The 25,333-nt window shown below is 28.5% G+C and carries 17 protein-coding genes and 1 other RNA gene; 11 read left to right on the forward strand and 7 right to left on the reverse strand.

What is annotated here, in order from left to right; translation table 11 throughout:
• The first annotated feature begins 175 nt into the window (after nt 1-175).
• From ELQ11_RS05535 to ELQ11_RS05555, 5 genes are all read left to right on the forward strand, one after another.
• Entirely contained in the window at nt 176-1,573 is a 1,398-nt protein-coding gene (locus tag ELQ11_RS05535) for a PD-(D/E)XK nuclease family protein (protein WP_074487279.1), read from the forward strand.
• A gap of 61 nt (nt 1,574-1,634) precedes the next feature.
• Entirely contained in the window at nt 1,635-5,390 is a 3,756-nt protein-coding gene (locus ELQ11_RS05540; protein ID WP_134225188.1) for a class I SAM-dependent DNA methyltransferase, read from the forward strand.
• 229 nt (nt 5,391-5,619) lie between these two features.
• The gene (locus ELQ11_RS05545) at nt 5,620-5,982 is read left to right on the forward strand and encodes a hypothetical protein (RefSeq protein ID WP_134225189.1); all 363 of its coding nucleotides are present in this window, start codon (nt 5,620-5,622) and stop codon (nt 5,980-5,982) included.
• Between the two features lie 13 nt (nt 5,983-5,995).
• The gene (locus ELQ11_RS10305; RefSeq protein ID WP_243833539.1) at nt 5,996-8,077 is read left to right on the forward strand and encodes a pentapeptide repeat-containing protein; all 2,082 of its coding nucleotides are present in this window, start codon (nt 5,996-5,998) and stop codon (nt 8,075-8,077) included.
• Nucleotides 8,078-8,096: 19 nt separating this feature from the next.
• Entirely contained in the window at nt 8,097-10,265 is a 2,169-nt protein-coding gene (locus tag ELQ11_RS05555) for a hypothetical protein (RefSeq protein WP_162844284.1), read from the forward strand.
• A 29-nt stretch (nt 10,266-10,294) separates the two neighbouring features.
• On the opposite strand, the gene ELQ11_RS05560 is transcribed toward ELQ11_RS05555, so the two are convergent.
• Entirely contained in the window at nt 10,295-10,996 is a 702-nt protein-coding gene (locus ELQ11_RS05560) for an SIMPL domain-containing protein (protein WP_126262490.1), read from the reverse strand.
• Complete coding sequence (locus tag ELQ11_RS05565; RefSeq protein ID WP_134225190.1) at nt 10,983-12,188, reverse strand: multidrug effflux MFS transporter; 1,206 nt, start codon at nt 12,186-12,188, stop codon at nt 10,983-10,985. Before ELQ11_RS05565 ends, ELQ11_RS05560 begins: the two co-directional genes overlap by 14 nt.
• Before the next feature lie 102 nt (nt 12,189-12,290).
• Between ELQ11_RS05565 and ELQ11_RS05570 the strand changes: the two genes are divergently transcribed.
• Nucleotides 12,291-13,640 carry a DUF2130 domain-containing protein gene (locus ELQ11_RS05570; RefSeq protein WP_134225191.1) on the forward strand — a complete coding sequence of 450 codons (1,350 nt, stop codon included), beginning with the start codon at nt 12,291-12,293 and terminating at the stop codon, nt 13,638-13,640.
• 23 nt (nt 13,641-13,663) lie between these two features.
• Here the strand turns inward: ELQ11_RS05570 and ELQ11_RS05575 are convergent, their stop codons facing one another.
• From ELQ11_RS05575 to typA, 3 genes are all read right to left on the reverse strand, one after another.
• Nucleotides 13,664-14,707, reverse strand: a complete 1,044-nt coding sequence (locus ELQ11_RS05575) for a c-type cytochrome (RefSeq protein WP_002871423.1) — start codon at nt 14,705-14,707, stop codon at nt 13,664-13,666.
• A gap of 178 nt (nt 14,708-14,885) precedes the next feature.
• Complete coding sequence (locus ELQ11_RS05580; protein ID WP_126233082.1) at nt 14,886-15,533, reverse strand: poly(A) polymerase; 648 nt, start codon at nt 15,531-15,533, stop codon at nt 14,886-14,888.
• The gene (gene typA, locus ELQ11_RS05585) at nt 15,533-17,341 is read right to left on the reverse strand and encodes a translational GTPase TypA (RefSeq protein WP_002799607.1); all 1,809 of its coding nucleotides are present in this window, start codon (nt 17,339-17,341) and stop codon (nt 15,533-15,535) included. The genes ELQ11_RS05580 and typA overlap by 1 nt, the downstream gene beginning before the upstream one ends.
• 134 nt (nt 17,342-17,475) lie before the next feature.
• On the opposite strand from typA, the gene ELQ11_RS05590 reads away from it, so the two are divergent.
• The 4 genes from ELQ11_RS05590 to ELQ11_RS05605 are packed head-to-tail and all read left to right on the forward strand — an operon-like array spanning nt 17,476 to nt 22,334.
• Nucleotides 17,476-17,799, forward strand: a complete 324-nt coding sequence (locus ELQ11_RS05590) for a hypothetical protein (protein WP_126231788.1) — start codon at nt 17,476-17,478, stop codon at nt 17,797-17,799.
• Between the two features lie 15 nt (nt 17,800-17,814).
• The gene (locus ELQ11_RS05595) at nt 17,815-19,749 is read left to right on the forward strand and encodes a flagellar hook-length control protein FliK (RefSeq protein WP_134225192.1); all 1,935 of its coding nucleotides are present in this window, start codon (nt 17,815-17,817) and stop codon (nt 19,747-19,749) included.
• A gap of 56 nt (nt 19,750-19,805) precedes the next feature.
• Nucleotides 19,806-20,693: a flagellar basal body rod modification protein gene (locus ELQ11_RS05600; protein ID WP_134225193.1), complete on the forward strand. Its 888-nt coding sequence runs from the start codon at nt 19,806-19,808 to the stop codon at nt 20,691-20,693.
• A 3-nt stretch (nt 20,694-20,696) separates the two neighbouring features.
• The gene (locus ELQ11_RS05605; protein WP_070252756.1) at nt 20,697-22,334 is read left to right on the forward strand and encodes a flagellar hook protein FlgE; all 1,638 of its coding nucleotides are present in this window, start codon (nt 20,697-20,699) and stop codon (nt 22,332-22,334) included.
• 3 nt (nt 22,335-22,337) lie between these two features.
• Here the strand turns inward: ELQ11_RS05605 and ELQ11_RS05610 are convergent, their stop codons facing one another.
• Together ELQ11_RS05610 and ELQ11_RS05615 are read right to left on the reverse strand one after the other, a co-directional pair.
• Complete coding sequence (locus ELQ11_RS05610; protein WP_134225194.1) at nt 22,338-24,209, reverse strand: flagellar assembly protein A; 1,872 nt, start codon at nt 24,207-24,209, stop codon at nt 22,338-22,340.
• Nucleotides 24,210-24,211: 2 nt separating this feature from the next.
• Nucleotides 24,212-24,889 (reverse strand): bacteriohemerythrin, encoded by a 678-nt coding sequence (locus ELQ11_RS05615; protein WP_126218086.1) that lies wholly within the window; start codon nt 24,887-24,889, stop codon nt 24,212-24,214.
• Nucleotides 24,890-25,079: 190 nt separating this feature from the next.
• Here ELQ11_RS05615 and ffs point away from each other — a divergent pair.
• Nucleotides 25,080-25,177: signal recognition particle sRNA small type (ffs, locus tag ELQ11_RS05620), an RNA gene on the forward strand.
• Nucleotides 25,178-25,333 lie beyond the last annotated feature (156 nt).

Raw genomic sequence — 25,333 nt, forward strand, 5'->3', positions numbered from 1 at the left:
AAGAAGCTAAGCACATCGTGGGTGATGATACTACGCCTTACTGGCAGGGGGAAAGTAGCTCATTGCGGACTTGTTAATTCTACTTAACTTGCCTATAAAATTAATAATCAGTTTTTTAGTTTGTAATTAAAAATTTATTTACATGTAAAATTGTATAAAATTTAGAAAGTGATATATGGAAAAATTTATTGAAAGATTGCTTGAAGAAGATATTAAATTTGAAAAAGATGCGAACAATGGTTTGAGTGATATAAATATATTTGAGGCTTTGAATATTGAAACAAAAGAAAATTATCATTCTAAATTTATAGCTTATTTAATTGATATAAATAAGGATCATTATCAAAAAAATTTTGCAAAGGTATTTTTAGAAAAACTTGGTAAGAGTTTAGTAAATACCAAATTTGAAAATTTAAACATAGAAGATATAGAAAGTGTAGAAACAGAAGCCTGCATAAAAGATAATAGAAGGATAGATATTTTAATAACATTAAGTGATAAAAGATATATCATAATAGAAAATAAAATTTATGCAAAAGATCAAAAAAATCAATTGAAAGATTATATTAATTTTGTAAGAAAAAATATCAAAAATATAAAAGAATGTTATAAAAACATATTGACTATATATTTGCATCAAGATGAGTGTATTAGTCCTAGTGATGATAGTTTGGAAAATTTTACAATAAAGACAAATTTGATTAAAGATAAAAATGAAAATAATGTTAGCTATTATTTGAAGATGGATTACATATGGATTAAGGAATGGATTGATGAGTGTATAAAAACATATGAAGAAAAGTCAACCAAAGATCAAAAATTTATTCTTGATATACAAAACATTATTTTTACTCTAAATCAATACAAAAGTATTTTACAATGGTATATGACAGATGAGTATACTCAAAGAGATGATGTATTAGAATTTATTTTTCAAGACAATATAAAAATGCAAAATTTAAAAAATGCTATGATTTTATATAGATATAACAAAAATAAATCAGAGCTTAAAAATTTAAATGAAGAAAAATATAAGAAAGCCAAAAGTATCATCCAGCATAAATGGAGCAACATCTGCGAATATATAATAGAAGAATTTTTTGATAGTTTTAAACATAAGGAAATTAAAATAGGTGATATAACTTTTATCGGCAATAAAATAGAAGAAAATCGTGTTAATCATGGTGTATTTATATTTTATCCTATGGATTATAAGAATGAAAGCATATATCCATGTATATATATTTATTTTAAAAAAAATTACTATGATACTATTGGTTTGACATTTGAAATTTCAAACGATGATGAAGAAGATATAGAAAATGAAAAATATAAAGAATGTTTAAAATTATTTAAAGATGTAAAAGAAGAAAATGTTAGAAAATATCAAAATCACTATTATTGTGATAAATTAATAAACAATGAAAAATTAGAAGGAGAATACGCTTTTATTCATTGGTTGATTGAAAATCAAAATTCTAAAAAAGATTTTATTCAAATTTTAAATGATTTTTTTATTAAAAAACCTATACAGCAAGTATATAAAGATATTAATGATATATTAAATTCTTAAAAAAATTTTATATAAAAGTAAAATTTGGTAAAATATAAAATATTTTTTATAAAGGTTAAAAATGCATTTCACTTTGCTAAATGAAAAAGATTTTTTCAACCCATACTACCGCAAAAAGCAAATCATGCAAAATGAATTTGATATATTTAGCAAGGCTTTAATGCGGTATTTAGAAAGACTTGAAAGTTCGCAAAGTGAAAATGAAGATTATCTTGTAGCTAATGCACTTAGTCCATTTTTAACCATGTTAAATTTTAAAACCCACATCAAAACCAAGCAAAAAGGCAAAAGTGAGATTGACTTAGCTATCTCTAAAGATGAGTTTAGTAAAGACTTAGAAGTTTTCATCGAGGCTAAAAAGCCAAATTCAAAAGAATTTATCACTTACACAAAGGTAAATTCTAAAGCCTTACACGAGACTATTTTGTATTATTTTAGAAATAGAGAGCATAGTTTTAGCTTAAAATTTATTATCATCACAGACTTTTATAAATTTTACATTTTTAAAATTAGTGAGTTTGAAGAGCTTTTTTATAAAAATCCAAGTTTTAAAAAACTTTTTGAAGAATTTTGTAATCCAAATTCGCTTTTCAAAGGTAATACCGAAGAATTCTATAAAGAAGTAGCTAAACTCATAGAAAATTCCAAAGAAAACTTAAAAGGCTTTTTGATTGACTTGACATTTTTAAAAGACAAACAAAAATCAAATTTTAAAAAGCTAGCAAGTATTTTTAAAACTTTTCATAGAGACTTTTTGCTAAGTGAGTTTAACTCCAACGATGCAAATTCACTCAACAACGCTTTTTACAAAGAGCTTTTATATATCTTAGGGCTTTATGAGAGCAAACAAAACTCAAAACTCATCATCACAAAAAGTGAAGAAAGCAAAGAAGAGCAAGGCACTTTCTACACCGCTATAAATTCTAAGCTTGAAAAAGAAAATTTTGAAACCATCTTAAAACTTTTGATCTTATGGCTTAATCGCATTTTGTTTTTAAAGCTTATAGAGTCAAATTTGGTGCGTTTTAATGATGATAAAAATTTGAAATTTTTAAATTTCAAAAAAATCCCTGATTTTGACAAGCTTAGTGAACTTTTCTTTGAAGTTTTAGCCAAAGAAAAAAGGACTAGAAAGAAAAGCGAATTTGCTTATCTGCCTTATTTAAATTCTTCTTTGTTTGAAAAACAAAGCATAGAAAACACGCTTGAAATTTCAAACTTAAGCAATGATTTAAAGCTTTTTTACTATAAAAACACCGTGCTAAAAGATGATAAATGCAAGGCTAAAAAAGGACAAGTGGGGCTTTTGGAATACTTGTTTGAATTTTTGGATAGCTTTGATTTTGGTAGCGATGATGAGCAAAGCGAAATTTTAAGTCAAAAAGAACTCATAAGCTCAAGCGTTTTAGGAAGTGTGTTTGAAAAACTCAATGGCTACAAAGAAGGGAGCTTTTACACGCCAAGCTTTATCACTTCTTATATGTGTAAAGAAAGCATCACAAAAGTTGTGCTTGATAAATTCAACGCTCAATTTGATCTTGATGCTAAAAATATAAGCGTACTAAGAAAGTCTTTAAGAAAAGAAGACAAAAAAGCACAAAAAGAGCTTTTAAACTCTATAAAAATTTGCGATCCTGCAGTAGGAAGCGGGCATTTTTTGGTTTCTGCTTTAAATGTTATGCTAAGCATTTATGATGAGCTAAATCTTTTTGATGAAGAGTTTTACCTAGAAGTGCAAAACGATGAAATTCTCATCACGGGTAGAAAAGGCGAGTTTATAGAGTATAAACGCCCAAGTACGCCTAAAGATAAAGCCCATCTTATCCAGCAAGAACTTTTTCATACCAAAAAAGACATCATAGAAAACAATCTTTTTGGTGTCGATATCAATCCCAACTCTTGCGAGATCACCAAGCTAAGGCTTTGGATAGAGCTTTTAAAACATAGTTTTTATCAAAGCTTTGATGATGAAACTTATCACGATCTTAAAACATTGCCAAACATCGATATAAACATAAAATGCGGAAATTCTTTGGTATCTTACTTTGAAACAGGCAAAAGTCTAAGCCACTACCCTAACATCAAAGAACGTATGAGCAAATATAAACGCATAGTAAAAGACTATAAAGAAGGCTTTTACACAGATAAAAATCTCATTGCCAAGGAAATAAAAAATCTCCAAGAAAGCTTTAAAAATTTTTGTTTGAAAGATAAATTTAACAAAGAGATCAAACAGCTCACAAATGGGGCAAACGAGTATTCTAAAAAATACGGCGATTTTTTAGCCAATGAACATCACGATGAAAAATTTAAAAGCTTTTTTTCTAAAAATATGTTTGAATTCAGTTTTGATGAAAAAGTAGCAAGAAAAGAATTTAAAAATCTTTTAGAGCTTTATGAGCGTATTTTCGAACTAGAAAAATCACATCCTTTTGAATGGCGTTTTGAATTCCCTGAAATTTTGGACGATGATGGAAATTTCAAAGGCTTTGATCTCATCATCGGCAATCCGCCTTATATAAGACAAGAAGAGCTTAAAGAACTCAAGCCTCATTTAGCTAAAAATTATAAGGTTTATAAAGGCACGAGCGATATTTATACTTATTTTTATGAACTAGGATTTAATGTTTTAAAAGATAGGGGGGGGGTATTGAGCTATATCACTTCTAACAAATACACGCGTGCAGGATATGGGGAAGCTTTGCGTGAATTTTTGCTTAAAAATGTTAAGTTTTTAGAATACACTGATTTAAACGGCATAAAAGTTTTTGATAGTGCTACAGTGGATACTTCTATACTTTGTTTTGAAAAATCAAAAAGCAAAGATAATAAATTCAAATACCTTGCCCTAAGCAATGAAATTTTAAAAACTTGTGCTTATGACATTGGCTTATATAAGGACTTTGCAGAATTTTCGCAAAATTCTTTAAGCAAGGAAAGCTTCACTTTTAGCGATGAGAATACTAGTGCCTTAAAGGCCAAGATAGAACGCATAGGAACTCCGCTTAAAGAATGGCATGGGCTTAATATATATCGTGGAATTTTAACAGGCTATAATGAAGCCTTTATCATCACTACTGAAAAAAGAAATGAAATTTTAGCAAATTGCAAAGATGAAGCCGAAAAAGAACGCACCGCTAAACTTATGCGCAAAATGCTACGTGGACGCGATATAAAAAGATATAGTTACGAGTGGGCGGGACTTTGGGTGATAGGAACTTTTCCAAGTTTAAAAATCGATATAGAACAATATCCTGCTTTAAAGCAATATTTATCTCAATTTTTACCACGCATAGAACAAAGCGGAGAAAAAGGTTGTAGAAAGAAAACTAGCAATAAATGGTTTGAAACTCAAGACAATATCGCTTATTATGAAGAATTTGAAAGGGAAAAGATAGTGTATCCAAATATGAATAAGGAATTTATAGCGTTTTTTGACAATGAATTCTTTTTGTTAAATCAAAAATGTTTCATCTTATCTCATCAATCAAATAATAAAAAAGAATTATTATATTTAACGGCATTGCTAAATTCTAATGTTAATTTTTATTATTTTAAGCAAATTGGAGCGAAATTAGGTGTTAGTGGTTATGAAATGAGTAAAATATTTGTAGAAAAACTTCCTATACCAAAAATAAATTCTAAAAATGAAAAATTAGCCGATGAGCTTATAAATTTAGTCGATGAAATTCTAAAAGCCAAAGAACAAGACAAAAACACAAACACCCAAGAACTAGAAAATAAAATCAATTCCATCGTTTATAAACTCTATAACTTAACCGAAGAAGAAATAAAAATCATAGAAAACAAGGAGTAAAAATGAATCAAAATAAAATCGAGAAATTAACATAGCATATTAGTGAAAGTAAAGAAATTTTAAAAGAAAAAATTCCATCAGAATGTTGGAAACAAATTGATTATATAAGAACAATTTATGATAAGGTATATAATGAAAAATTTTATATAGGTTATCCTTATGTTGAATGTGGTGTCAACCTTGGAAAACCATTTGAAAATGATCTAAAAATGGTCGAATGTTTAAAAAAATGATAGTTAGAATGGAAATTTATTTAGCAGAATTAAAAGATGAAAGTGAAAAAATAAAAGAAGATAAAAAGTTGATTAATATAAATAATGATATCAAAAATAACAATACAAACACAGCAAATGCCACTATATCTCAAAATATAATAATAGATCAAATATTAGAAGAGTTAAGTAAAATTTCAGATGATATTTTAGATAAAAATCAAAAAGAAGAAATAGAAAATTTACTTTTGGTTATCGATAGTTTAAAAGAAAATGATAAAACAAAAGCGAAAGAAAAGATATTTTTTGTTTTGAAATATTTAAGAGATAAGAGTATAGTGTTTTTATTGCTTTATTGCCTTATTTGGGGCAAATTGTAGGAGTGATAGGAAGATGACTGAAACGATAGTTTTTTCGGAATATTTTAAAAAACATAATAGCTCTAGCGAAATAATATTTGAAGGTGATAAAAATTATTTAAAAATAAAAAAAATAGAATATGATAAATTACAAGAAGTAAAAATTTTAAAGTCAGATAATTATGAAATACATATAGATGATATAGATAAAAATATATTTAAAATAGAGTGCATAGAATTTAAAAATTGTAGTTTTAAAGATGTTTATTTTGAAAGTTTTAAAGATGGTAGACAAAATGTAGTATTATTGATTAGCGCAAATCAAGATAACAATGAAATACAAAGAAATATAAAACCAGATTTTTATTCTAAAACAACTAAGGAAAATTTACATTATCCAAAATTATATTTTAATACATGCATGTTTAAATATTTTGGAATAAAAAAAGCAGAAGTCGATCATGAAAATAATGAAGTTTCAAGTGAAGATATAAAGTTGTATGCATTTTTTATAAAGATAATTTTTAATTACGAACTGTATATAAAAACATGTAAATTTAAATCTGAATTCGAAATTATCAATACTAATATAAATAGTGATTTTTATTTTGAAGATATTAATTTTTCAAAAACTTTTAAGATATCTAAAAGTAATTTTAATAAAAATATTAAATTTAAAAATATTGTATTTGATAGTGTTGTTTTAATGAACAATTCTTATGAAGAAATTCAAATGGAAAAAGTTAATTTTACAAAAGCAATTCTATTTTCTAATAATGAAATTATTAAAAAAGCATATTTTAAAAATATGATTATTGATAAAACTGATAGTAATAATATTCTAGAATTAGAATTTAAATGTAAAGAAAATTCCGAAATAGAATTTAGTGAGTGTTTTGTTTATAGAAAAATTATTTTTATAGGGTGTTTTTATAATGTTGTTTTAGGAATTAAATTTCATGAAGATGTTTATTTTAAAAATATCTTTCATGATAATGTTTTCTTTGAGAATATAAATTTTAATAATAAACAAATCTTATCAGTCAATCAATTTAAAAAAGAAGTTTCTTTTTTCAAGGTAAATTTTGATGATGGCATAGAAATAGAAGATGATTTTTTACAAGAAAAAAATATATCTTTTAAAAGTTGTAAATTTAAAAAAATAATTGCTTTTAGGAAAAAAAATATAAAAAATATCACTTTTGGAACATGTACTTTTAAACAAGGTGTATATTTTGTCTCATGTGTTTTTTCAATTGTAAATTTTTATAATTGTAATTTTAATAACGCTGCTTGTTTTTATGGATCTACTTTTAACATGGCTCCAAATTTTTCTCAATCTGTTTTTAAAGATAGTCTAAATCTAGTAAATATAAAAGCTAAATTTGATTTTCAAAATTTAAACACCACTATAGAAAATATATGCAAACCAAAAGATGAAGCAGCAAATGATTTTAGAGATTCTTTTAGGACTTTTAAAAGTGCTTTGATAAAAGATAATAATCTTTTAGATGCTTCAAATTTTCATAAATACGAGCTTTATTGTAAAGAAATAGAATTAAAAAATAAAAAAGGCAAAACATTTAAAGATGTGGTGGATAGGTGGCAACTTATCTTTTATCGTAAGCTTTGCGATCATCATACTGATATTTTACAAAGTTTAAATTCACTTATTTTGGTAATAGGGATTTTTGTGATATCAAGCGTTGCGATGGTTGTTGGTTTTAACTATAGTCTTGGATATAAGCCTATTTTGGAGCATTGGTATTTTTCATTGGATTTTTATAATCATCATATAAATTCTATCATACAGGATAATTATTTACTTATGATATTTGTAAATCTTATGATACTTTTTATTTATTTGGGTTTAGTTGGATTTGCTTTATGCCTAAAATATATGAGAGAATTTTTTATAATCATATCTTATGTGATAACTCTTTTGGTTCTAGCGGTTTCACCAAAAATTCTTATCCCCGCTATGGGAATTTTTACAGATAAAAGAGCTATGTTAGATCCGCTTAGTGTGTTTGGTGGAATTTATACAATAATTTTTGGTTTTGTTGCATTTTCTTTTATAAAGACAATTAGGAAAAATTCCATAGTGCCAAGTTAAAAAAGATAGAAAGGATTAAATGATGAAAGAAACACTTGAAAAAATACTTAATACCTTAGAAAAATGTTGCGAAAAAACACATCAAATTGATAAGAGTGAAGGTAAAAGTGAAGATGAAATTAAAAAGATTTTGTCTGAAGTTTTATCTATAAATGAACAAAATATATTTACTCCAAGCCATAAAGAAACAAATGAAATAATAGAAAAAATAAAAGGAAAAGAAGACTTTAGGCAAAGCGATGGGTTATTTTCTGATGATGAAAAATGGTATTTGGTTTGCAATGAAGGAGACGGCAAAATAGATATATCTTTGTCATATGATAAGATAAAAAGTATTCCGTGTAATGTTATTTTTAATAATTGTAATATTGATTTATGTGCAATTAAGCTAAAAGACTTGGAAAAAGATAATATAGAGACAATTAAAAACCATCTATACTTTTACAATTGTACTTTTGAAAACTTGTTAATCAAATTAAAAAATATTATTTTTGAAAAAACATTAACTTTTAATCAGTGTGCGTTTTATAATGACTTAGATATACATCAAAACCAATTTTTAGATCATTTGGTTTTTATAAATTGCCATGATAATCAAGATAAAAAAATCACATCCTTAGATTTGCAAGAAAACAAATTTGAAGGATATCTTTTTATAAAAAACTGTGCTATAGAAAAAATAAATTTGTGGAAAAATAAATTTAAAAATAGATGTTATTTTATGGATTGCGAATTTGGATATAAGCAAGATAAAGGTAATCAAGTAAAATTAAATTTTTCAAATACTCATTTTGAAGATAATGCTTATTTTAATAATTCTGAATTTTATAGTTATGCTGATTTTCACGAGTGTGAATTTGATGATATAGCTTGTTTTTATGGAGTAAAGTTTCATAAGATTCCAAATTTCAGTGCTTGTTATTTTAAAGAGCAAAAAGCTGCAAATTTAATCAATGTCAATATAGATAAGCTAGATTTTAAATCATTGGAACAATATATAGAAGATAATTATAAAGATGAAAGTTATAAAAACGAAACCAAAGAAATACAAGATGAAAAAGAGATTTTTAAAATTCAAAACGAACATAAATTAAGATATGCTAAAAATTTAAAAGATTCTTTCAGGGTTATAAAAGATATTTTAATCACTCAAAATAATACCTTAGAAGCTCAAGAATGGCACAAGTTAGAGCTTTATGCGAAAGAGAAAGAACTATTGTTTGAGGTAGAAAGTTGTTATAAAGAGAAGAATAAGCCGTTTATTGCTACTAAATCAGAAGATAAAAATTCTATTAATCTTACTTTTAGTGTATTGTTGTTGTGGATTTACAGGGTTACAAGTCTTCATCACACAAATTTGCCTAGAATTATTAATTTTGCTAGTTTAAATATTGTTGCGTTTGGTGGTTTGGTTTGCTTGATTACCTACTTAAGTTATCGCATTGACAAACAAAACATTTTGTGGTTTTTTGGAGTGTTGATTCTTTCTGTTTTGGTTATGGCAATTGTGTATCTAACATTAAAAAAACACAAGTTAAAAAGTATAAGATTAATCTTATTTACTTTTTTAGCATTTCTAATGGCTTTATTTTTAATACAATCCATAACTTTATTAAATTCATTTAGTGATGTTGTATTTGCGTTGCTCTTTTATTATTTGTTGGTGATTGTTTTGATTTATTTGTATCCTTATATAAACTCAATTTCTTTTATATCTTATTGTTTTCATTGGCTTGTTTATTTCTTTTTAGTTGTGATTGTTGTTATAAAACCACAACTTATAAATCCTTTTGCGGGAATTTTTTCATCGGATAAGCTTTATGAAAGTCAATTTGAAAAAAGTTTAAATGATTTAAATGCCAGTGCCATTATAAATCTTGCAAAAAATTCTTTTAAAGAATTTAACCTAAATCAAGAGTATAAAAACATTTCTTTTACAGAGTTAAATTCAGCTAAAGCATTGATAGTAGCAAATAAAGAAAATCTTTTAAAATTAAACGATGTAAATTCAAATATAGCTAAGGAAGTTTTAGGAGAAAAATATACAGAACTTTTAAAGACTATAAATCAAGACAAGATTACAGAAAATACCATAAAATCCACTAGTGTTTTATATAGCATTATACTTTTGCTTTGTATTTTTTCACTCCAAAAAACCGCACGAAAAAATTCCATAGTCCCAAGCTAAGCCTTAAAGCTTAGCTTGAAAATTCATCATCAGTCTTTCAAATAGTATTCTATAGTAGAAACCACTCTTATGGTTTTGATGTAAGGGGTGTTTTTATCTCTGTTGCTGATGCTAAATTGCCCTTGAGAAGCCTTTTTTATCTTGCCTAGATGGCTGTTTGAATCTTGTGCGAATTTTATCGCTGCATTTCTAGCATTGAGCGTTGCTTCTTCTATCATTTGAGGTTTTATCTCATTTAGCTTGGTGTAAAGGTATTCTATGTCATAATTATCGATTTTCGTTACTATGCCAAATTTTGCAAGACTTGAAATGTTTTCTAGTATGCTTTTTCCAAGCTTTACATTTTGCGTATAGATGAGTAAATTCGCAGTGCCTATGTATCGGTATGTAGCTTGAGTGTCGTTGCCATAAGGATCGCTTAAACGATCTATGATATTTGGCGAGTTGTAGCTGATCTCATCTTCTTTTACGCCTTGTTCTTTTAAAAATTTGATGATATTTTCTTTATCTTGTTCTAGTTCTTCGTATAAATTTGTAAGATTGTTGTTTGATCTTGTGAATTTTATAGGAAGTATCAAAGTATCCGCTTCGACTTCTTTTTGACTTAAACCCTTTACACTTACACTTCTTTCAAATGTTTTAAAATCACTTAAAGCCTTGTTAAACCCAAAAGCTAGAATCAAACTTGCCAAAACTATGGCTAAAGCCATAAAGATATTATTTGTTTTCATTTTTTCTCCTAGTTAAAAAATACACTCCATTAGCAACCAACACACAAGCACACATTACAAAAGCAAGGATTATCGGCGTATTTGCGTTAATAGCCCCAACCACGAAGGAGATAAACCCTGCAAAACCAAATTGCATCGTTCCAAGCACCGCAGAAGCAGTTCCGCTATGCTCTTTAAACCTTGCCATAGCCAAAGTCGTGGTATTGGGTGCGATGAAACCAAGCATAGCGATACTTGTAAAAATACTAAGCTCAAAAAGCAGGAAATTTGGGTGAAAAAAGGCATTTACAAGTAAAATCACAGTCGATATAAACATTATCATCAAAGCTTTTGTTAAGATCTTTTCGCTTTCGTATTTTAAAACCAATCTCGCATTGATATTTGCACAGATGACAAAACCTAAAGCATTTGCCCCAAAAAGCAAGGCAAATTTTTGCTCACTTAAGCCAAAAAACTGCGTAAAAACAAAGCTTGATCCCGTGATATAAGCAAACATCGCCGCCAAAGCAAAAGAAGCACATAGTATATAAACCAAAAAGCGTTTATCGCTTAAAACAAATTTGTAGCTTTTCATCGCTTCATGATGGGAAAATTTTTTGTTTTTAAGATGAGGTGCGGACTCTTTTAAGCCAAAAAGTATCATCAAAAAAAGCAAAATTCCCAAAGCAAACAAAGTCGCAAAAATACTATGCCATGAAAAATACTCTAGCAAAATTCCCCCAAAAGTTGGCGAAAGCATAGGAGCAAGAGAACTAAAAACCATCATCAAAGCAAAAATTCCTGCAGCTTCTTTGATCTCAAACAAGTCATTGACAATAGCCCTTGCGATAACCACACCTGCACAACCTCCAAGTGCTTCAAAAAATCTCAAAGCGATAAAAGCATAAATATCATCGATAATCACACAAAACAAACTCGAAACGATGAAGAAAAATATCCCCACCAAAGCTGGAATTTTACGCCCAAAAATATCACTTAAAGGCCCATATATAAGCTGTCCTAAAGCAAAAGCGATAAAAAAACTTGCGATACTAAGTTGGGTTAAAAAAGAATTAGTTTGAAAGCTTTGCTCCACATGAGAAAGTGCAGGCAAATACATATCTGTAGAAAGTGGTGCTATGCTTGACATCAAAGCAAGGATAATGATAAGTTTAAATTTGGCAAAGCCGTGAATTTTGGTGTGTTTTTGCATTTGTAATCCTAATTATTTTAAAAGAATGATTTTAACAAGTCAATCTTAGAATAATCTTTGTTTTTCTATGTTAAATTTAGGGAAAAATTCTAAGGAAATTTTATGCAAAATTTAAACCAAAATGAACAAATCAAATGCCCAAGTTGTGGAAGTTTTATCGATATCAGCACTGCTTTATATGCTCAAATTTTAGATAAAGCTAAGCAAGAAATGCTAAAACAAAAAAAAGAATTTGATGATGAGGTAAATGCTAAAAGAGCTGAATACACCAAAGCTTTAAATGATTTAAAAACTCAAAAGATAGAACAAGAAAAACTCATAAGCGAGCAAGTAAGCCAAAAGCTTCTTTTAGAAAAGCAAAAATTTGAACAAGAACTTCTTATACAAAAGCAAAATTTCCAAAAAGAATTCAGCGAGAAATTTAACAAAGAGCATGAAAATGAAATGAAAATCATGCAAGAAGAACTCGAGAAAAAAAGCAAAGAGCTTAGCGAGTTTTTAAGCATAAAGGCTGAAAATGAAAGACTAAAAAGAGAGCAAAAAGAAAATGAAGAAAGATTGAAATTTCAAGCCAAAGAAGAGGCCTTTAAAGAATTTAAAGAACAAGAAAACAAAAATTTGGAATTTGAAAGAGAAAAAATGCGTCTTGAATTTCAAAAAAGCACTCAAGAGCAAGATCTTAAATACAAAGAACTAGAAACGAATTTTAAAAGCGTAGCTCAAAAGCTAGAAGACGCACAACGCAGGATAGAACAAGGCTCACAGCAACTCCAAGGCGAAGCAGCTGAACTACTCATAGAAGAATACATACAAAGTGAGTATTTAAGTGATGAAGTAAAAGAAGTGCCAAAGGGCGTAAATGGAGCTGATTGTCTGCATATAGTAAAGGATAATTTTGGAAATATTTGTGGAAGTATTTTGTATGAGAGCAAACGCACTAAAGAATTTAATAAAGAATGGCTTGATAAGCTTAAGCTAGACAGTATAGCTGCAAAAAGCGATATAGCGGTTTTGATCACAAAAACTATGCCAAAAGATAAAGAAAAAGCGCATTTTAAAGAAGGAATTTTGATTTGTACTTTTAATGAATTCAAAGGTGTTTTAGCAGTGCTTAGAGAAAGCATTATAAACGCTTATAAACTCAAAAATGCCCTGCAAAACAAAGATGAAAAAAATCACATTTTATACGAATACTTAAATTCTAAAGAATTTAACACGCAAATCACTTTTATACTCAAAACTTATCAAAATATGAAAGAAGAGTTAGAAGCTGAAAAAAGGGCTTTGCAAAATATATGGAAAAAAAGAGAAAGAGCTATAGAAAATCTAAGTTTTAATTCCACTGCCATAGTGAGTTCTTTAAATGCGATATTTAGCGACTTACAAGGTGGAAATTTGATAGGTGAAGAAGGGATTAAAAGTCTTGAAAATTTAGCAAAAGATGAGGATTAATTTTGGGCTTAGCCCAAAATTAATCATTCTCCTGGGAAGTGATTTGGATTTTTCCAAGGTCCGTATTTTACTTTTATGTATTCTTTAGGGTCTAAATTTTGTTGCGGTGAGGCAAAATACTCAGGTTTTAATGATGGGGATTTGCTATAAGCTGTATCAAGTCCTGCACGATTTTCTGTAGTGGTTATAGGCATTCTTACAAAACCTGTATTGACATAAGCTGCTATATCTAGTGCATCTTCATCACTTAATATAGGATTATCCGCACTCGCACCAAAAGGCATGGCTGATTTTAAAAATCTTGCTAAAAATGGTATCATAGCCATGTGTCCACCATCAGGATAGATAAGTAAAGATGGATATAAATGTCCACTACCTTGTTCGTAATTATCATTTTTTACCCCAAGTCCTCTTTCGCCATGGCAAGCAACACAATTTTCTTCAAAGAGCTTTTTCCCACGCACAGGGTCAGCTGGGCGATTTGGAAAATTCATCTTAGCAAAAAAATCTCCTTCAAGTTTTACGCCGTCTTTGATACCATAAGCTTCTTTTAGCCATTTAAAATAAGCTAAAATTGCTTTCATTTCTTTAGAATCATTAGGAAATCTATGAGAGTCAGTTCCGCCCATTCCGCGAATTCTATCTTCAACAGAGATGATTTTCATCGTTTCTATATCAAGTCTTGGATAATTGTTTAGGACATTTAAAAATGGAATAACATATTTTTTTGTCCCTGGTAAACCATTGCCGTCATTGTCCATGTGACAGGAAATACAGTTTACTTCGTTGCTTGTCTTTTTTAGCTTGCTATAGGGTCCTAGAGTGCTTTCTGTCTTGCTTAAAAGCTTTATGCCATAACGGATTAAATCCCCTTGCTTGCCTTTTGGAACATCATTGATGCTTAAATTTTTATTTGGCCATTCTTGCACAGGTCTTTTAGAAAGTTCCTTAAAATACTCTACTCCTTCCTTGTCGCTTAATTCTTCTCCTACTTTGTAATCACTCACGCTTTTAGCGCTAAGACTCAAACTAAGACATAAACCAAGCAATAAAATGTGTTTTTTCATGATTTTCCTCCTTTTTATTTGTAGTTCAAATTGATTTTAATGTATTTTTTCTTAAATATTAAGCATAATAAGAATAATTTAAATAAAATTAAATTTTTAAAGTGTTACTAAAAGTAATATATTTTTAAAGTATATAATTAATATTTATTAAAATTTTATGATATTAACTTTATGTTAGTTATTTAAATAGTTTATTTTTTATAGAGTTTAGATTTTCTTCTAGATTTTTGAAATTGTTTTCTAAATCTTTTTTTATATCTATAAAGAAAGGATTGCTTAAAGTAGCGATAAGATAATGATTTTCTTTAGAAAAGATATGATTTAAAGTGAAGTTTTTATCTTTAAGTTTGATATAAATTTGTTCTTCATTTTTAAAGCTAGGATTTTTGTTTGCACTTAAAATTTCGAGTAAAATTCCGCAAAAAAAGCGTTTGTTTTCGTCTAAAAACTGAATATCATAAATTTTAAAATCCTTAAATTCAAAGCAATTTTGACTTTTAAATTCTTTCAAATCCTTTGTAAGTTCTAGTTTTAAAAAGTCTTTTTGGCTTAAACTTTGCTTTTTAAATTTCGCCCCAAAACGACGCAAAAATAAATTTAAAGCGTCAATTTGTAATTCTTTTTGTGCGAGTTTTAGTTTTTTGGCTGTAAAACGAAAGAAAAAAATACCTACAAAAACAGCTAAAATTACTGCAATTAAGACATCTCTTATAAAAACAAAGGCTAAAAAGCCTACAAGCAAGGCTTCGATAATGCTTAGGAATTTTAAGATCCCTAAGCGTTTAAGTATATAAAGTCTATTATTTTCTAAGCTTTTTAAATCCATTAAGATTTTGCTTTTTCCATTCTTTTTCTTTGAGTTGGATCAAGATAGCGTTTGCGAACACGCACATTTACAGGTGTAACTTCTACAAGTTCATCTTCTTCTATCCACTCTAAAGCTCTTTCAAGGCTTAATTTTCTAGGTGGTACAAGCTTGATTGCATCATCGCTTCCACTTGCTCTTACATTGGTAAGATTCTTTCCTTTGATAGGATTAACATCTAAATCATTTGGACGCGAGTGCTCACCTATAATCATACCGGTATAAACTTTAGTTTGAGGCTCTATGAAAAGCACTCCACGCTCTTGAAGGTTAAACAAAGAATACCCTAAAGCTACGCCATTTTCCATAGAAATTAACGCTCCATTGTTACGCTTTTCAACCGCACCACTAAAAGGACGGAATTCTAAAAAACTATGATTCATCACGCCTTCGCCTTTAGTATCGGTTAAAAATTGGCTTCTAAAACCTATAAGTCCGCGTGCTGGAATTTCAAACTCAAGTCTTGTTTGTCCATCGCCTGTTGGTGCCATAGTTTTCATTTCAGCTTTTCTTTTGCCAAGTTTTTCTATTACCGCACCACTAAATTCCTCAGGTACATCGATAACTAAATGTTCAAAAGGTTCTGTTTTAACCCCATCTTCAACCTTTACGATAACTTCAGGTCTTCCCATGCAAAACTCAAAACCTTCACGACGCATATTTTCAGCTAAAATAGTGATTTGAAGTTCACCCCTACCGCTTACTTTAAATTTACCTTCGCCTGTGCTTTCGTATTTCATAGCAATATTAGTTTTCATTTCAGCTTCTAAACGTTCAGCAATTTTATTTGAAGTTACATGTTTTCCTTCAGTTCCTGCCAATGGGCCATCATTTACAGAAAATACTATACTTAAAGTTGGTTCTTCAATGTGTAAAGGATCAAGTGGCATAGGATTGTTTGGATCTACAACGCTATCACCCACATCTAAAGCTTCAAAACCTGCTATAGCTACGATATCTCCACTTCCTGCTTCTTCGATATCCATTTTTTCTAAGCCCATAAAGCCAATGAGTTTTGAAATTCTACCATTTACCTTGGTGCCATCAGCTTTTGCAAGCATTACGCTTTGGTTTTTCTTTACAACCCCATTGAAAATTCTAGCAATGCCTATTTTACCTACGAAATTATCATACCCTAAAGTGAAAACTTGAAGTTGTAAAGGATTATCATTTGTGCCACTTGGTGCTGGAACGCGTTCAAGTATGGTTTTAAAAAGTGGCTCCATATTATCACTTTCATCGTTTAGATCAAGCTTAGCATAACCATTTTTTGCTGCAGCATAAACTATGGCAAAGTCAAGTTGCTCATCGTTTGCATCTAGGGCTACAAAAAGATCAAAAATTTCATTGATCACTCTTTCAGGATCAGCAGCTGGTTTGTCGATTTTGTTGATTACAACTATAGGTTTAAGCCCTAAAGATAAAGCTTTTTTAACAACGAATTTAGTTTGTGGCATAACGCCTTCTTGAGCATCTACTAAAAGCAAAACTCCATCAATCATTTTTAAAACGCGTTCTACTTCTCCGCCAAAATCAGCATGCCCTGGAGTATCTATGATGTTGATTTTTGTACCTTTGTAATTGATCGCTGTGTTTTTTGAAAGTATGGTAATGCCGCGTTCTTTTTCTATATCATTGCTATCCATAACGCGTTCTGAAATTTGTTCTCTTTCGCTAAAGGTGCCTGATTGTTTTAACAATTCATCTACCATAGTGGTTTTACCATGGTCAACGTGAGCTATAACTGCTATATTTCTAATATTTTCCAAATTTTCTTCTCCAAAGCTAAATTTTTAAAAGCTTAGATTATACAAAAATTTAACTTAAACTACAAAGTATCAAAACTTGGAACACTTCTTGCTTCAAAAACTTTTGAAATTAAAATTTTAAAAAGGAAGTTAAAATGTCAAAACCATTAAATGAAGAGATTTTTGTTGAATTTAAAAGCGATCTAGCTGAAAGAAAAAATGAAGTTTTGCTTCAAGTTTTAGAACTTTTAGAAACTTTTAGATCAGGTGAAAATGAAAAAATGGCAAGAATTTCAAGTGAGCTTACAGAAATTTTAGAAAATGAAGAAAATTTAGAGAAAATTTTAAATGCTAAAAATTTAGAAGAGCTTTTAAATATCTTAACTGCTTTAAATGAAGATAAGATGATTAAAGTATATGAAGATTCTTATTTGAAAGAAAAATTTCCTAATGTAATGGTAGGTAAATTTTTAAAATAATTTTTTGAAGGAAAAGTGATGTCAAATTTAGCTCCGCAAAATGATGTTTTAAATCTTACGCCGAGTAAAGCTTCTACCACTAGCAGTTCTTTTAGTAAAACAAGTAAAAATAAAGAACATGAAAGTAGTGATAGTAAAAATTCAACTCAAGATGATACAGAGAGTTTTTTAAATTCTTTGCTTAATTCTATCGATGAAACCAATGAATTTTTACCTGATCATATGAAGATCAGTCAAAAAGAAGTTGTTAATGAAGCGATGAATAGACTTCAAAAAGGAGCTTTTGATGAGAGTGATAAGATAAGCATTTTCGAATCTGCTTCTTTTATGCAAATTCTTTCTTTGTTGGATAAACTAAAAACAGATACAGCAGATGTTAAACTAGCAAATCTTTCTACTCAGCTTTCTAGTCTTATTAAAACAGAGGCTAATTTTAATGCTTTAAAGGGTGCATCAAATCTTAGTGAGCTTTTGGACATAGCTAAAGATTTGGGTTTAAATGTAAAAAATATTAAAGTAGATCGTCTTCTTGATCTTAAAGCAACTTTTCCAAATTTAGATAAGGCTGATTTTTTTAAAGGTGCTGTGGATAATGTTTTTAAAGAAATCATCAATAATAAAATTTCCAATATGAGTAAAAATTTAAATCACAATTTACAAAATACAACTCATACTACAAGTACTCATTCTACGCAAAAAACAAATTCTAAAGATAGCGGTTCTTTACTTTCTCAAACTTTAAAAAATTTAGATTCTATACTTTCATCTAAAGAGAATAAACATGAAAAAAATAATAAAGTTAAATCAAAAATAGAAGAAGATGCCACAGATGTTAAAAATACTTTAAAAAATATCAAAAATGATGAGTTTGCAAAAAATTTAACAGAAGAGTTAAATATAAAAGATAAAAAAAACCAAGATAATTTAAATAAAGATAACAATCTTAAAGATTTGATTAAAGATGGTACAAAACAAGATAAAAATTCAAATAAAGAGCTAAAAGACAATGCAAGTACTCAGGAGCTTACAAATCTTAAAGATTTAAATAAAGAAAACAAAGATTTAAACAAAGATTTTAATAAAGATTTTAATAAAGAGTTAAATAAAGAGTTAAATAAAAATCAAGAAAAAAACAATTTAAATCAAGAAAATATACAAGATCAAAATAAAAATTTAAAGAACAATAATCAAAATTTAAATTTTGATAAAAATTCAAATAAAGAAATTGTCAAAGATACTCAGAATTTAGTTTCAAATTTAACGCAAAAAGATTTTAGTTTAAATAAAGAGCCTAAAAACAACAACAAAGAAAATAAAGATATAAAACAAAATTTCTTTGATCAAAAATTAAATTTTGAAAATTTAAATAAAACTCAAGTAGTTCAAAACAAAGAGAATAATGCAAATTTTAATAACAATACTAATAAAGAAACTTTTACTCAAGAACAAACAAAAATAACGCATAGTGAAAATGTAGATAAAAATAGTTTAGATGAGCTAAATTCTTTAGTCAAAGATTTAAATAAAGTAACGCAAAATAATGCTCGCAATATCACGCCTAAAGAGACTTTGCAGCATTTTTCACAAGATTTAAAAGAGGCTGTAGATCAATATAAAGCACCTATTACTAAGCTCAGTATCACTTTAAATCCTAATAATCTTGGAGAAGTTGAAGTAACTTTGATACAAAGAGGTAATAACCTTCATATTAATTTCAACTCCAATACCAATGCAATGAATTTGTTTATCCAAAATCAAGTCGAGTTTAAAAATTCTCTTGTAAATATGGGATTTACTGGACTTGAAATGAATTTTAGTGATCAAGGTAAAAGAGAGCAAAATCAAAATCAAGGAAAAAATCGTAGTGGATATGGTTTTAAAGATGCTTTAGATGGAAAAAATGAAAGTGAAAAAGTCAATCTAGAGCTTGTTTTAGCGAAGTATTTCTAAGTTGGAACACTTATTGCTTTTAATTAAAAAAGACTTAATATAAAAAGGATTTTATCATGGCGACAACAAATTGGAATAGCAATCTTAACTGGACAAATACTGCTAATACTAACCAAACAAGCAACAAGGATACGAAAGTGGATAATTCATCTAGTAGCAATAGCTCCGGTCTGGTTAGTAATCCAAATGCTACTTTAGACAAAGATGCATTTTTAAAACTTCTTTTGATAGAGCTTCAACATCAAGATCCAACAGATCCTATGGATAGTGATAAAATGCTTACACAAACCTCACAGCTTAGTGCACTTGAAATGCAACAAAATACCAATACAACTATGCAAAAAATGGTTGAAACCATGCAAAAACTTTCCAATTCTTTTAGTACGAGTATGAGTACTTCAGCTTTGGGGGCTATTGGTAAAATGGCAACTGTTTCAGATAATAAAATCAAACTTACAGGCGCAGATGAGCTTATTGCTCTTAAAATGTATTTGCCTGAAGATTCTGATGAAAATGGTGTTACGCTAGAAATTTATGATAGTAATAATAAACTTGTTTTCAGTGAAAAAAGCGATGCTAAATCCATTTCTCAAGGTCTATTTACTATGGAGTGGCCAGGAAGAAATAATGATGGGGTTTATGCAGGTGATGGTGAGTACACTGTTAAAATGGTTTATAACAATAAAAATGGCGAAAAAATCACTGCAAATTATGGTACATATCCTATAGAGGGTATTGTATTTAAAGATGGACAAGCTATAGCTAAAATGGCCGGAAAAGAAGTGCCTTTTGATCAAATTAAAGAAATAACAGATTATAAGCTTAGCTCATCTTCATCTACTGGAGAAAGTGGTTCAAGCGGAGACTCAAATAGTGGTTCAAGTGATGGAGATTCTTCTGGGTCTGGATCTACAGAAGATGGCGACAAAGAAGAAAAGGCATAAGCTATGATGAATTCATTTTATAATGGAATTTCTGGAGTTAAAACAAATAGTTTTGGTATTGATATTTATGCAAATAATATAGCTAATGTTAATACTACAGGTTTTAAATACTCTGATGCTCAATTTAAAGATATTTTTTATACTACCATAACAACTCAATCAACTAATCCTGCTCAAGGTGGATATGGCTCAGGATCAGCTTCTTCTAATGTGGTTTTTGAACAGGGTTCTCCTGTTGCAAGTGATGGCGAATTTGATGTGGCTTTGCAAGGAAAAGGATTTTTTGGGGTTTTAGGGGCGGATGGCAATGCTTACTATACTAGAAATGGATCGTTTAAAAGAGATGCAAATGGATATTTGGTAGATTCTTATGGAAATTTTGTTTTAGGAACAATGAACCCTGCTTTTACCGGTATCAACTATAGCGATAGGGTTGCGGGGCTTATGGGGGATTATCTTAACACAGGAACTCCGGTAAATAATGGTTTTACCGTAAATTCAAATAATTCTTTCGGTATAGGCACAACTGCTTCTCAAGGGGCTATTAAAGTACCTGTGAATATGTATTTACCTCCTCAAGTAACTCAAAATGTAAAATGGAGTGGAAGTTTAAATACTAACACAACAACAGAAGTAGTTAAAGTAGATCTTGATCCTGGTAAATTTAACATTACAAAAACCGAAGATGGAAAATATGTAGTTAGCGGTAGTGTTAGCAAAGAAGATGTGTTTAGTGCTAAAGTGGGTGATAGGATCATTTTAAATTTCACTGACGATAATGGCGTAAAAAAAAGCTTTGAAGCAACTTTAGATGAAAATCTTAATTTTAAAAGCAATGAGCTTGATTTAAAAGGATTGGATGAAAATAGCATCAAGCTTGATACAGCTCAAATTTCAACAGAACAACAAAAAGCCAATAAAGATATTTTAGAATCCCCTATTTATAATGCAGATGGAAGTAAAAGTACTTTAAGGGTTACACTTGAAAGAGTTTTGCCGCAAGAAGGCGATAATATACAATATAAAGCCATTGCCCAAATTTATGATTCTAATGGCAATGCCGTAGGCAATCCAACTGAAGGAAATATGGTTTTTGATAAAAATGGTGCTTTGCTTCAAAACAATATTACAAGCATTGCAAACCCAAATGGCGGAACAATTAATATTGATTTAGGCTCTCCTTATGATGCTAATAAACCTGGTTCGGGTTATAGTGGGATTTATATTAAAGAAGGCGTTGAAAAAAATGTAGTTACACAGCAAGATGGCGTCGCTGAAGGATTTTTTAAACAATATGATATATCTGATGATGGAAGTATTGTTGCGCAATTTAGCAATGGTAAAAATGCCATAGTTGGAAAGCTTGCTTTATATAATTTTATCAATGAGCAAGGATTGGCTGCTATGGGAGATAATATTTTTGCAGCAACGGCAAATAGCGGTGATGCAAGTTTTATTATGAAAAATGGACAGATTGTTAATACAGCTAAATTCAAAGGTGGTTTTTTAGAGCAATCTAATGTTGATTTAAGTGTAGAGCTTTCAAATCTTATAGTAACTCAAAAAGCCTTTGATGCAAGCTCAAAAAGCATTACCACAAGCGATCAAATGATACAAAAAGCTATTAATATGAAAAGATAATTTTTAGGAATTATCTTTTTCTAATTTTTCAAAAATAATTTTAACTTCTTCTATATCGCTTTCACTGTAATCCTGACTTGATTTAATATAGCTTGCTTGTTGTCCTTTTTCAAGGTATAAAACTTTTTCATAATCTTTTAAATTTATTTGATGCTTTAGTTCAAGCTCGGTGTTTGTTTTAGGATAAAATTTTAAAAAATTATCCTCTCCGATATTTTCGGCTTTTATGTATATTTTTACATTGTAAACCATTTCATTTAAGAAATTTAATTTCGCATCAATTTGATATTTTAATTTTATAAGTTTTTTATACGAAATGCTAAGATGATTGTATTTTTTTATGATATCGTGATAAAGATTTGAAAATTTCATTTCTATGGCGCTAGGATTTTTAGTCTTTTGAAGTTTGATGATTTTGATTTGATTTTTGATTAGATAATCATAATAATTTTGCATTTTGCTTATGGTGTCATCAAGCTTACTTTTTATTTTAAGGCTTAGATTTTTAAGATTTTCGCATTCTGTATCTGAGTTGTTTTCAATAGAAACTAGTGGCGAAACTACGATATTGTTTTTAAATTTTATATTGTTTGTTATGATTAGATTTTTTCTTGGATATAAAGTATTATCTGTTAGTAAATTGCAAATATAAATATTTTCTGCTTCTATTTTTCCACCCATGCAGTTTTCAACAAATACATTTTTAGCTATAACTATCCCATTTTCTAAATTTTTTATATATACAGTGTCAGCTTGCAAAGTTCCTTTGTGTGTTGTAATAAAAATATCTTGTGCAAAAATTTCGCTTTTTGCATGAGTTAAGCCTTTGATGCTGATATTTTTTCCATAAAGTTTTGTTGCTCCAATACTCCCATTTACTTTTATATTTGAAGCTTGAACATTTACAATACCTGATTTAACAGCATCATCATTTATATCAAAATTAGTGATTTCTAAGTTTATATTTTCATCGGTATTTGTTTTGATTGAACCAGTTGTTTTAAGCCCTATTTGTGATAATTTTAAATTATTTGCAATACAATATCCTGTATGATCTTTGTTTAAAAATCCATAATTGGCGCTAAAATATTTAATTCTATCTTCTAATTCTTCTGTATAAATGCTTTCATCTTTTATAATAAAAGGATTATCAAGAAAGGCTATTGGATTTAAATGAAGTATCTCTCCTCTTAAATTTCGTCCTTCTTTTCCAAGAATTCTATAAATGTATTCAAAAAGTAGTTCATTTTTTTCAATGGGTTTACAGTAGCTTCCTTCATCATAGCTAATATTTTCGTCAAAACATTCTTCGTTAACATCTATATGATAAATAATTTCATCACTTTTATGTTCAATCTTATCTACACCTTTGGCAATTTCAAGCTCTATTTCTTTAATAGATGGATTTTTTTGTATTGATAAAATAAAATCATCAATCTTGTCAAATAAATTTTTATTAAGTCTTAAGATTAAAAATTTTTGTTTGATCATTACTTTATAAATATTTTGTAAAATGTCAAATTTTAAATTTGGATAGTATTCAAAATTATCCAAAAAATTAATATTGGCCTTAAGATAAGTTAAACTAGGATTAGATTTAAGCTTAACCACGAAACAGTTTTTTTGTGTTTTTGGATAAATTTCTATAAGAAATTTTTGCACCATGGTATTGTAATTTTTTACAAAAAAATCATCCGTATAAAATAAGTCAAAATCCTTTCTTTCATAAGTTTTTGTTTTTGCTGGTTTTACACTAGAACACAGAAGTTTAAAATCTATAATTCTAAAATCAAGAATTTGTTCTGTGCTGGCTTGTTCGTGATTTAAACTTTCAAAAGGATTGAAAGTTTCTAAAGTTTTTATTTTATAGCTCATCGTTACACTCCTATGTTTTCGAGGGTGTGATTTAATATTTCATAGTCTTGGTTTAAATCAACATAATCCAAATGCACTAAAATTTGCCCACATTTTTCACATTTTAAAGTATTTTCTTTGCTAACAAGTTCTTCGTGTATGGTTTGTGGAACTGCATGAGTACGTAAATAACAGTTGCAAATATAATCATAGGTTTTTTCAGCCTTTAAATCTTGCCTAATCGATTTTAATTTTATGTATTGCTCTAGATTATAATGAATCTCTTGAAGATGTAGAGCTTTTTTTGTGAAGTTAGCTATCCATAAATCTTCAATAGCAAAATGATCTAAAATCCAATCTTTGGTCAATGTTGAAAGTTCAAATGACATTTTAACAATATCATTTGAGTGTTCTAAAAGTTCTTTAGTCTTTTTTAATAATATTTGATGAGATTTTCTATGTTCTTCAATCAAAGGAAAATCAATGCTTTCCATAAATTTTTCTTCATCTTTGAAATGAATTTTTACATATTGGAATAACTTTGTAAGAATTTGTTTTAAATCATTTTTGTATTGCACATCATTATCTTGAATTTTTAAAGCTAAATCGTTTGCAATTTCAGCAATTTCAAAAATTAGTTCGTGTTGTTTATCTAATTGTATGTTTTTAATGCTAAAATCTTTACTCCATTTGATTTCCATGATTTTTCCTCAAAAATTTATATAATATATCTATATAATCGTATTTCCTTGAAAAAAACAATAATTTTGCAAATTAAATTTAAAAATTTGTACAAAATATAACCAATTTGTTACATATTTATACATTTTTATATTTAGTTTTTATAGCTCAACACTTTTTAAGTATATTATGATATAATTTCTTTGCCTTTTCTTAGACCTGTGCAATGCTATTTTTAAGCACCGCTTCAGGGTGGGAACACAGCAGAGCACTTGATTTTAGTGTGTGCCGCAGTTATCTGGGGAAGGGTTTTCTTCATTTAAAATTCCCTATTTATTTTTCAATTAGACTAGCTTCTTTATAACGTAAAAAATTATGTATGTTTGTAACAATAAATTAAAAATTTATTTAAAAATTGTAATTTTAATATTTATTAAAATATTAGTTAATTAAAATTTAAGCAT

This window comes from Campylobacter sp. US50a (assembly GCF_004379015.1).
GTDB lineage: Bacteria > Campylobacterota > Campylobacteria > Campylobacterales > Campylobacteraceae > Campylobacter_D > Campylobacter_D jejuni.

Coding starts and splice junctions, on each gene's coding strand:
- ELQ11_RS05535 (WP_074487279.1), top strand. CDS start 176: ATGGAAAAATTTATTGAAAGATTGCTTGAAGAAGATATTAAATTTGAA.
- ELQ11_RS05540 (WP_134225188.1), top strand. CDS start 1,635: ATGCATTTCACTTTGCTAAATGAAAAAGATTTTTTCAACCCATACTAC.
- ELQ11_RS05545 (WP_134225189.1), top strand. CDS start 5,620: ATGATAGTTAGAATGGAAATTTATTTAGCAGAATTAAAAGATGAAAGT.
- ELQ11_RS10305 (WP_243833539.1), top strand. CDS start 5,996: ATGACTGAAACGATAGTTTTTTCGGAATATTTTAAAAAACATAATAGC.
- ELQ11_RS05555 (WP_162844284.1), top strand. CDS start 8,097: ATGATGAAAGAAACACTTGAAAAAATACTTAATACCTTAGAAAAATGT.
- ELQ11_RS05560 (WP_126262490.1), bottom strand. CDS start 10,996: ATGAAAACAAATAATATCTTTATGGCTTTAGCCATAGTTTTGGCAAGT.
- ELQ11_RS05565 (WP_134225190.1), bottom strand. CDS start 12,188: ATGCAAAAACACACCAAAATTCACGGCTTTGCCAAATTTAAACTTATC.
- ELQ11_RS05570 (WP_134225191.1), top strand. CDS start 12,291: ATGCAAAATTTAAACCAAAATGAACAAATCAAATGCCCAAGTTGTGGA.
- ELQ11_RS05575 (WP_002871423.1), bottom strand. CDS start 14,707: ATGAAAAAACACATTTTATTGCTTGGTTTATGTCTTAGTTTGAGTCTT.
- ELQ11_RS05580 (WP_126233082.1), bottom strand. CDS start 15,533: ATGGATTTAAAAAGCTTAGAAAATAATAGACTTTATATACTTAAACGC.
- ELQ11_RS05590 (WP_126231788.1), top strand. CDS start 17,476: ATGTCAAAACCATTAAATGAAGAGATTTTTGTTGAATTTAAAAGCGAT.
- ELQ11_RS05600 (WP_134225193.1), top strand. CDS start 19,806: ATGGCGACAACAAATTGGAATAGCAATCTTAACTGGACAAATACTGCT.
- ELQ11_RS05605 (WP_070252756.1), top strand. CDS start 20,697: ATGATGAATTCATTTTATAATGGAATTTCTGGAGTTAAAACAAATAGT.
- ELQ11_RS05610 (WP_134225194.1), bottom strand. CDS start 24,209: ATGAGCTATAAAATAAAAACTTTAGAAACTTTCAATCCTTTTGAAAGT.
- ELQ11_RS05615 (WP_126218086.1), bottom strand. CDS start 24,889: ATGGAAATCAAATGGAGTAAAGATTTTAGCATTAAAAACATACAATTA.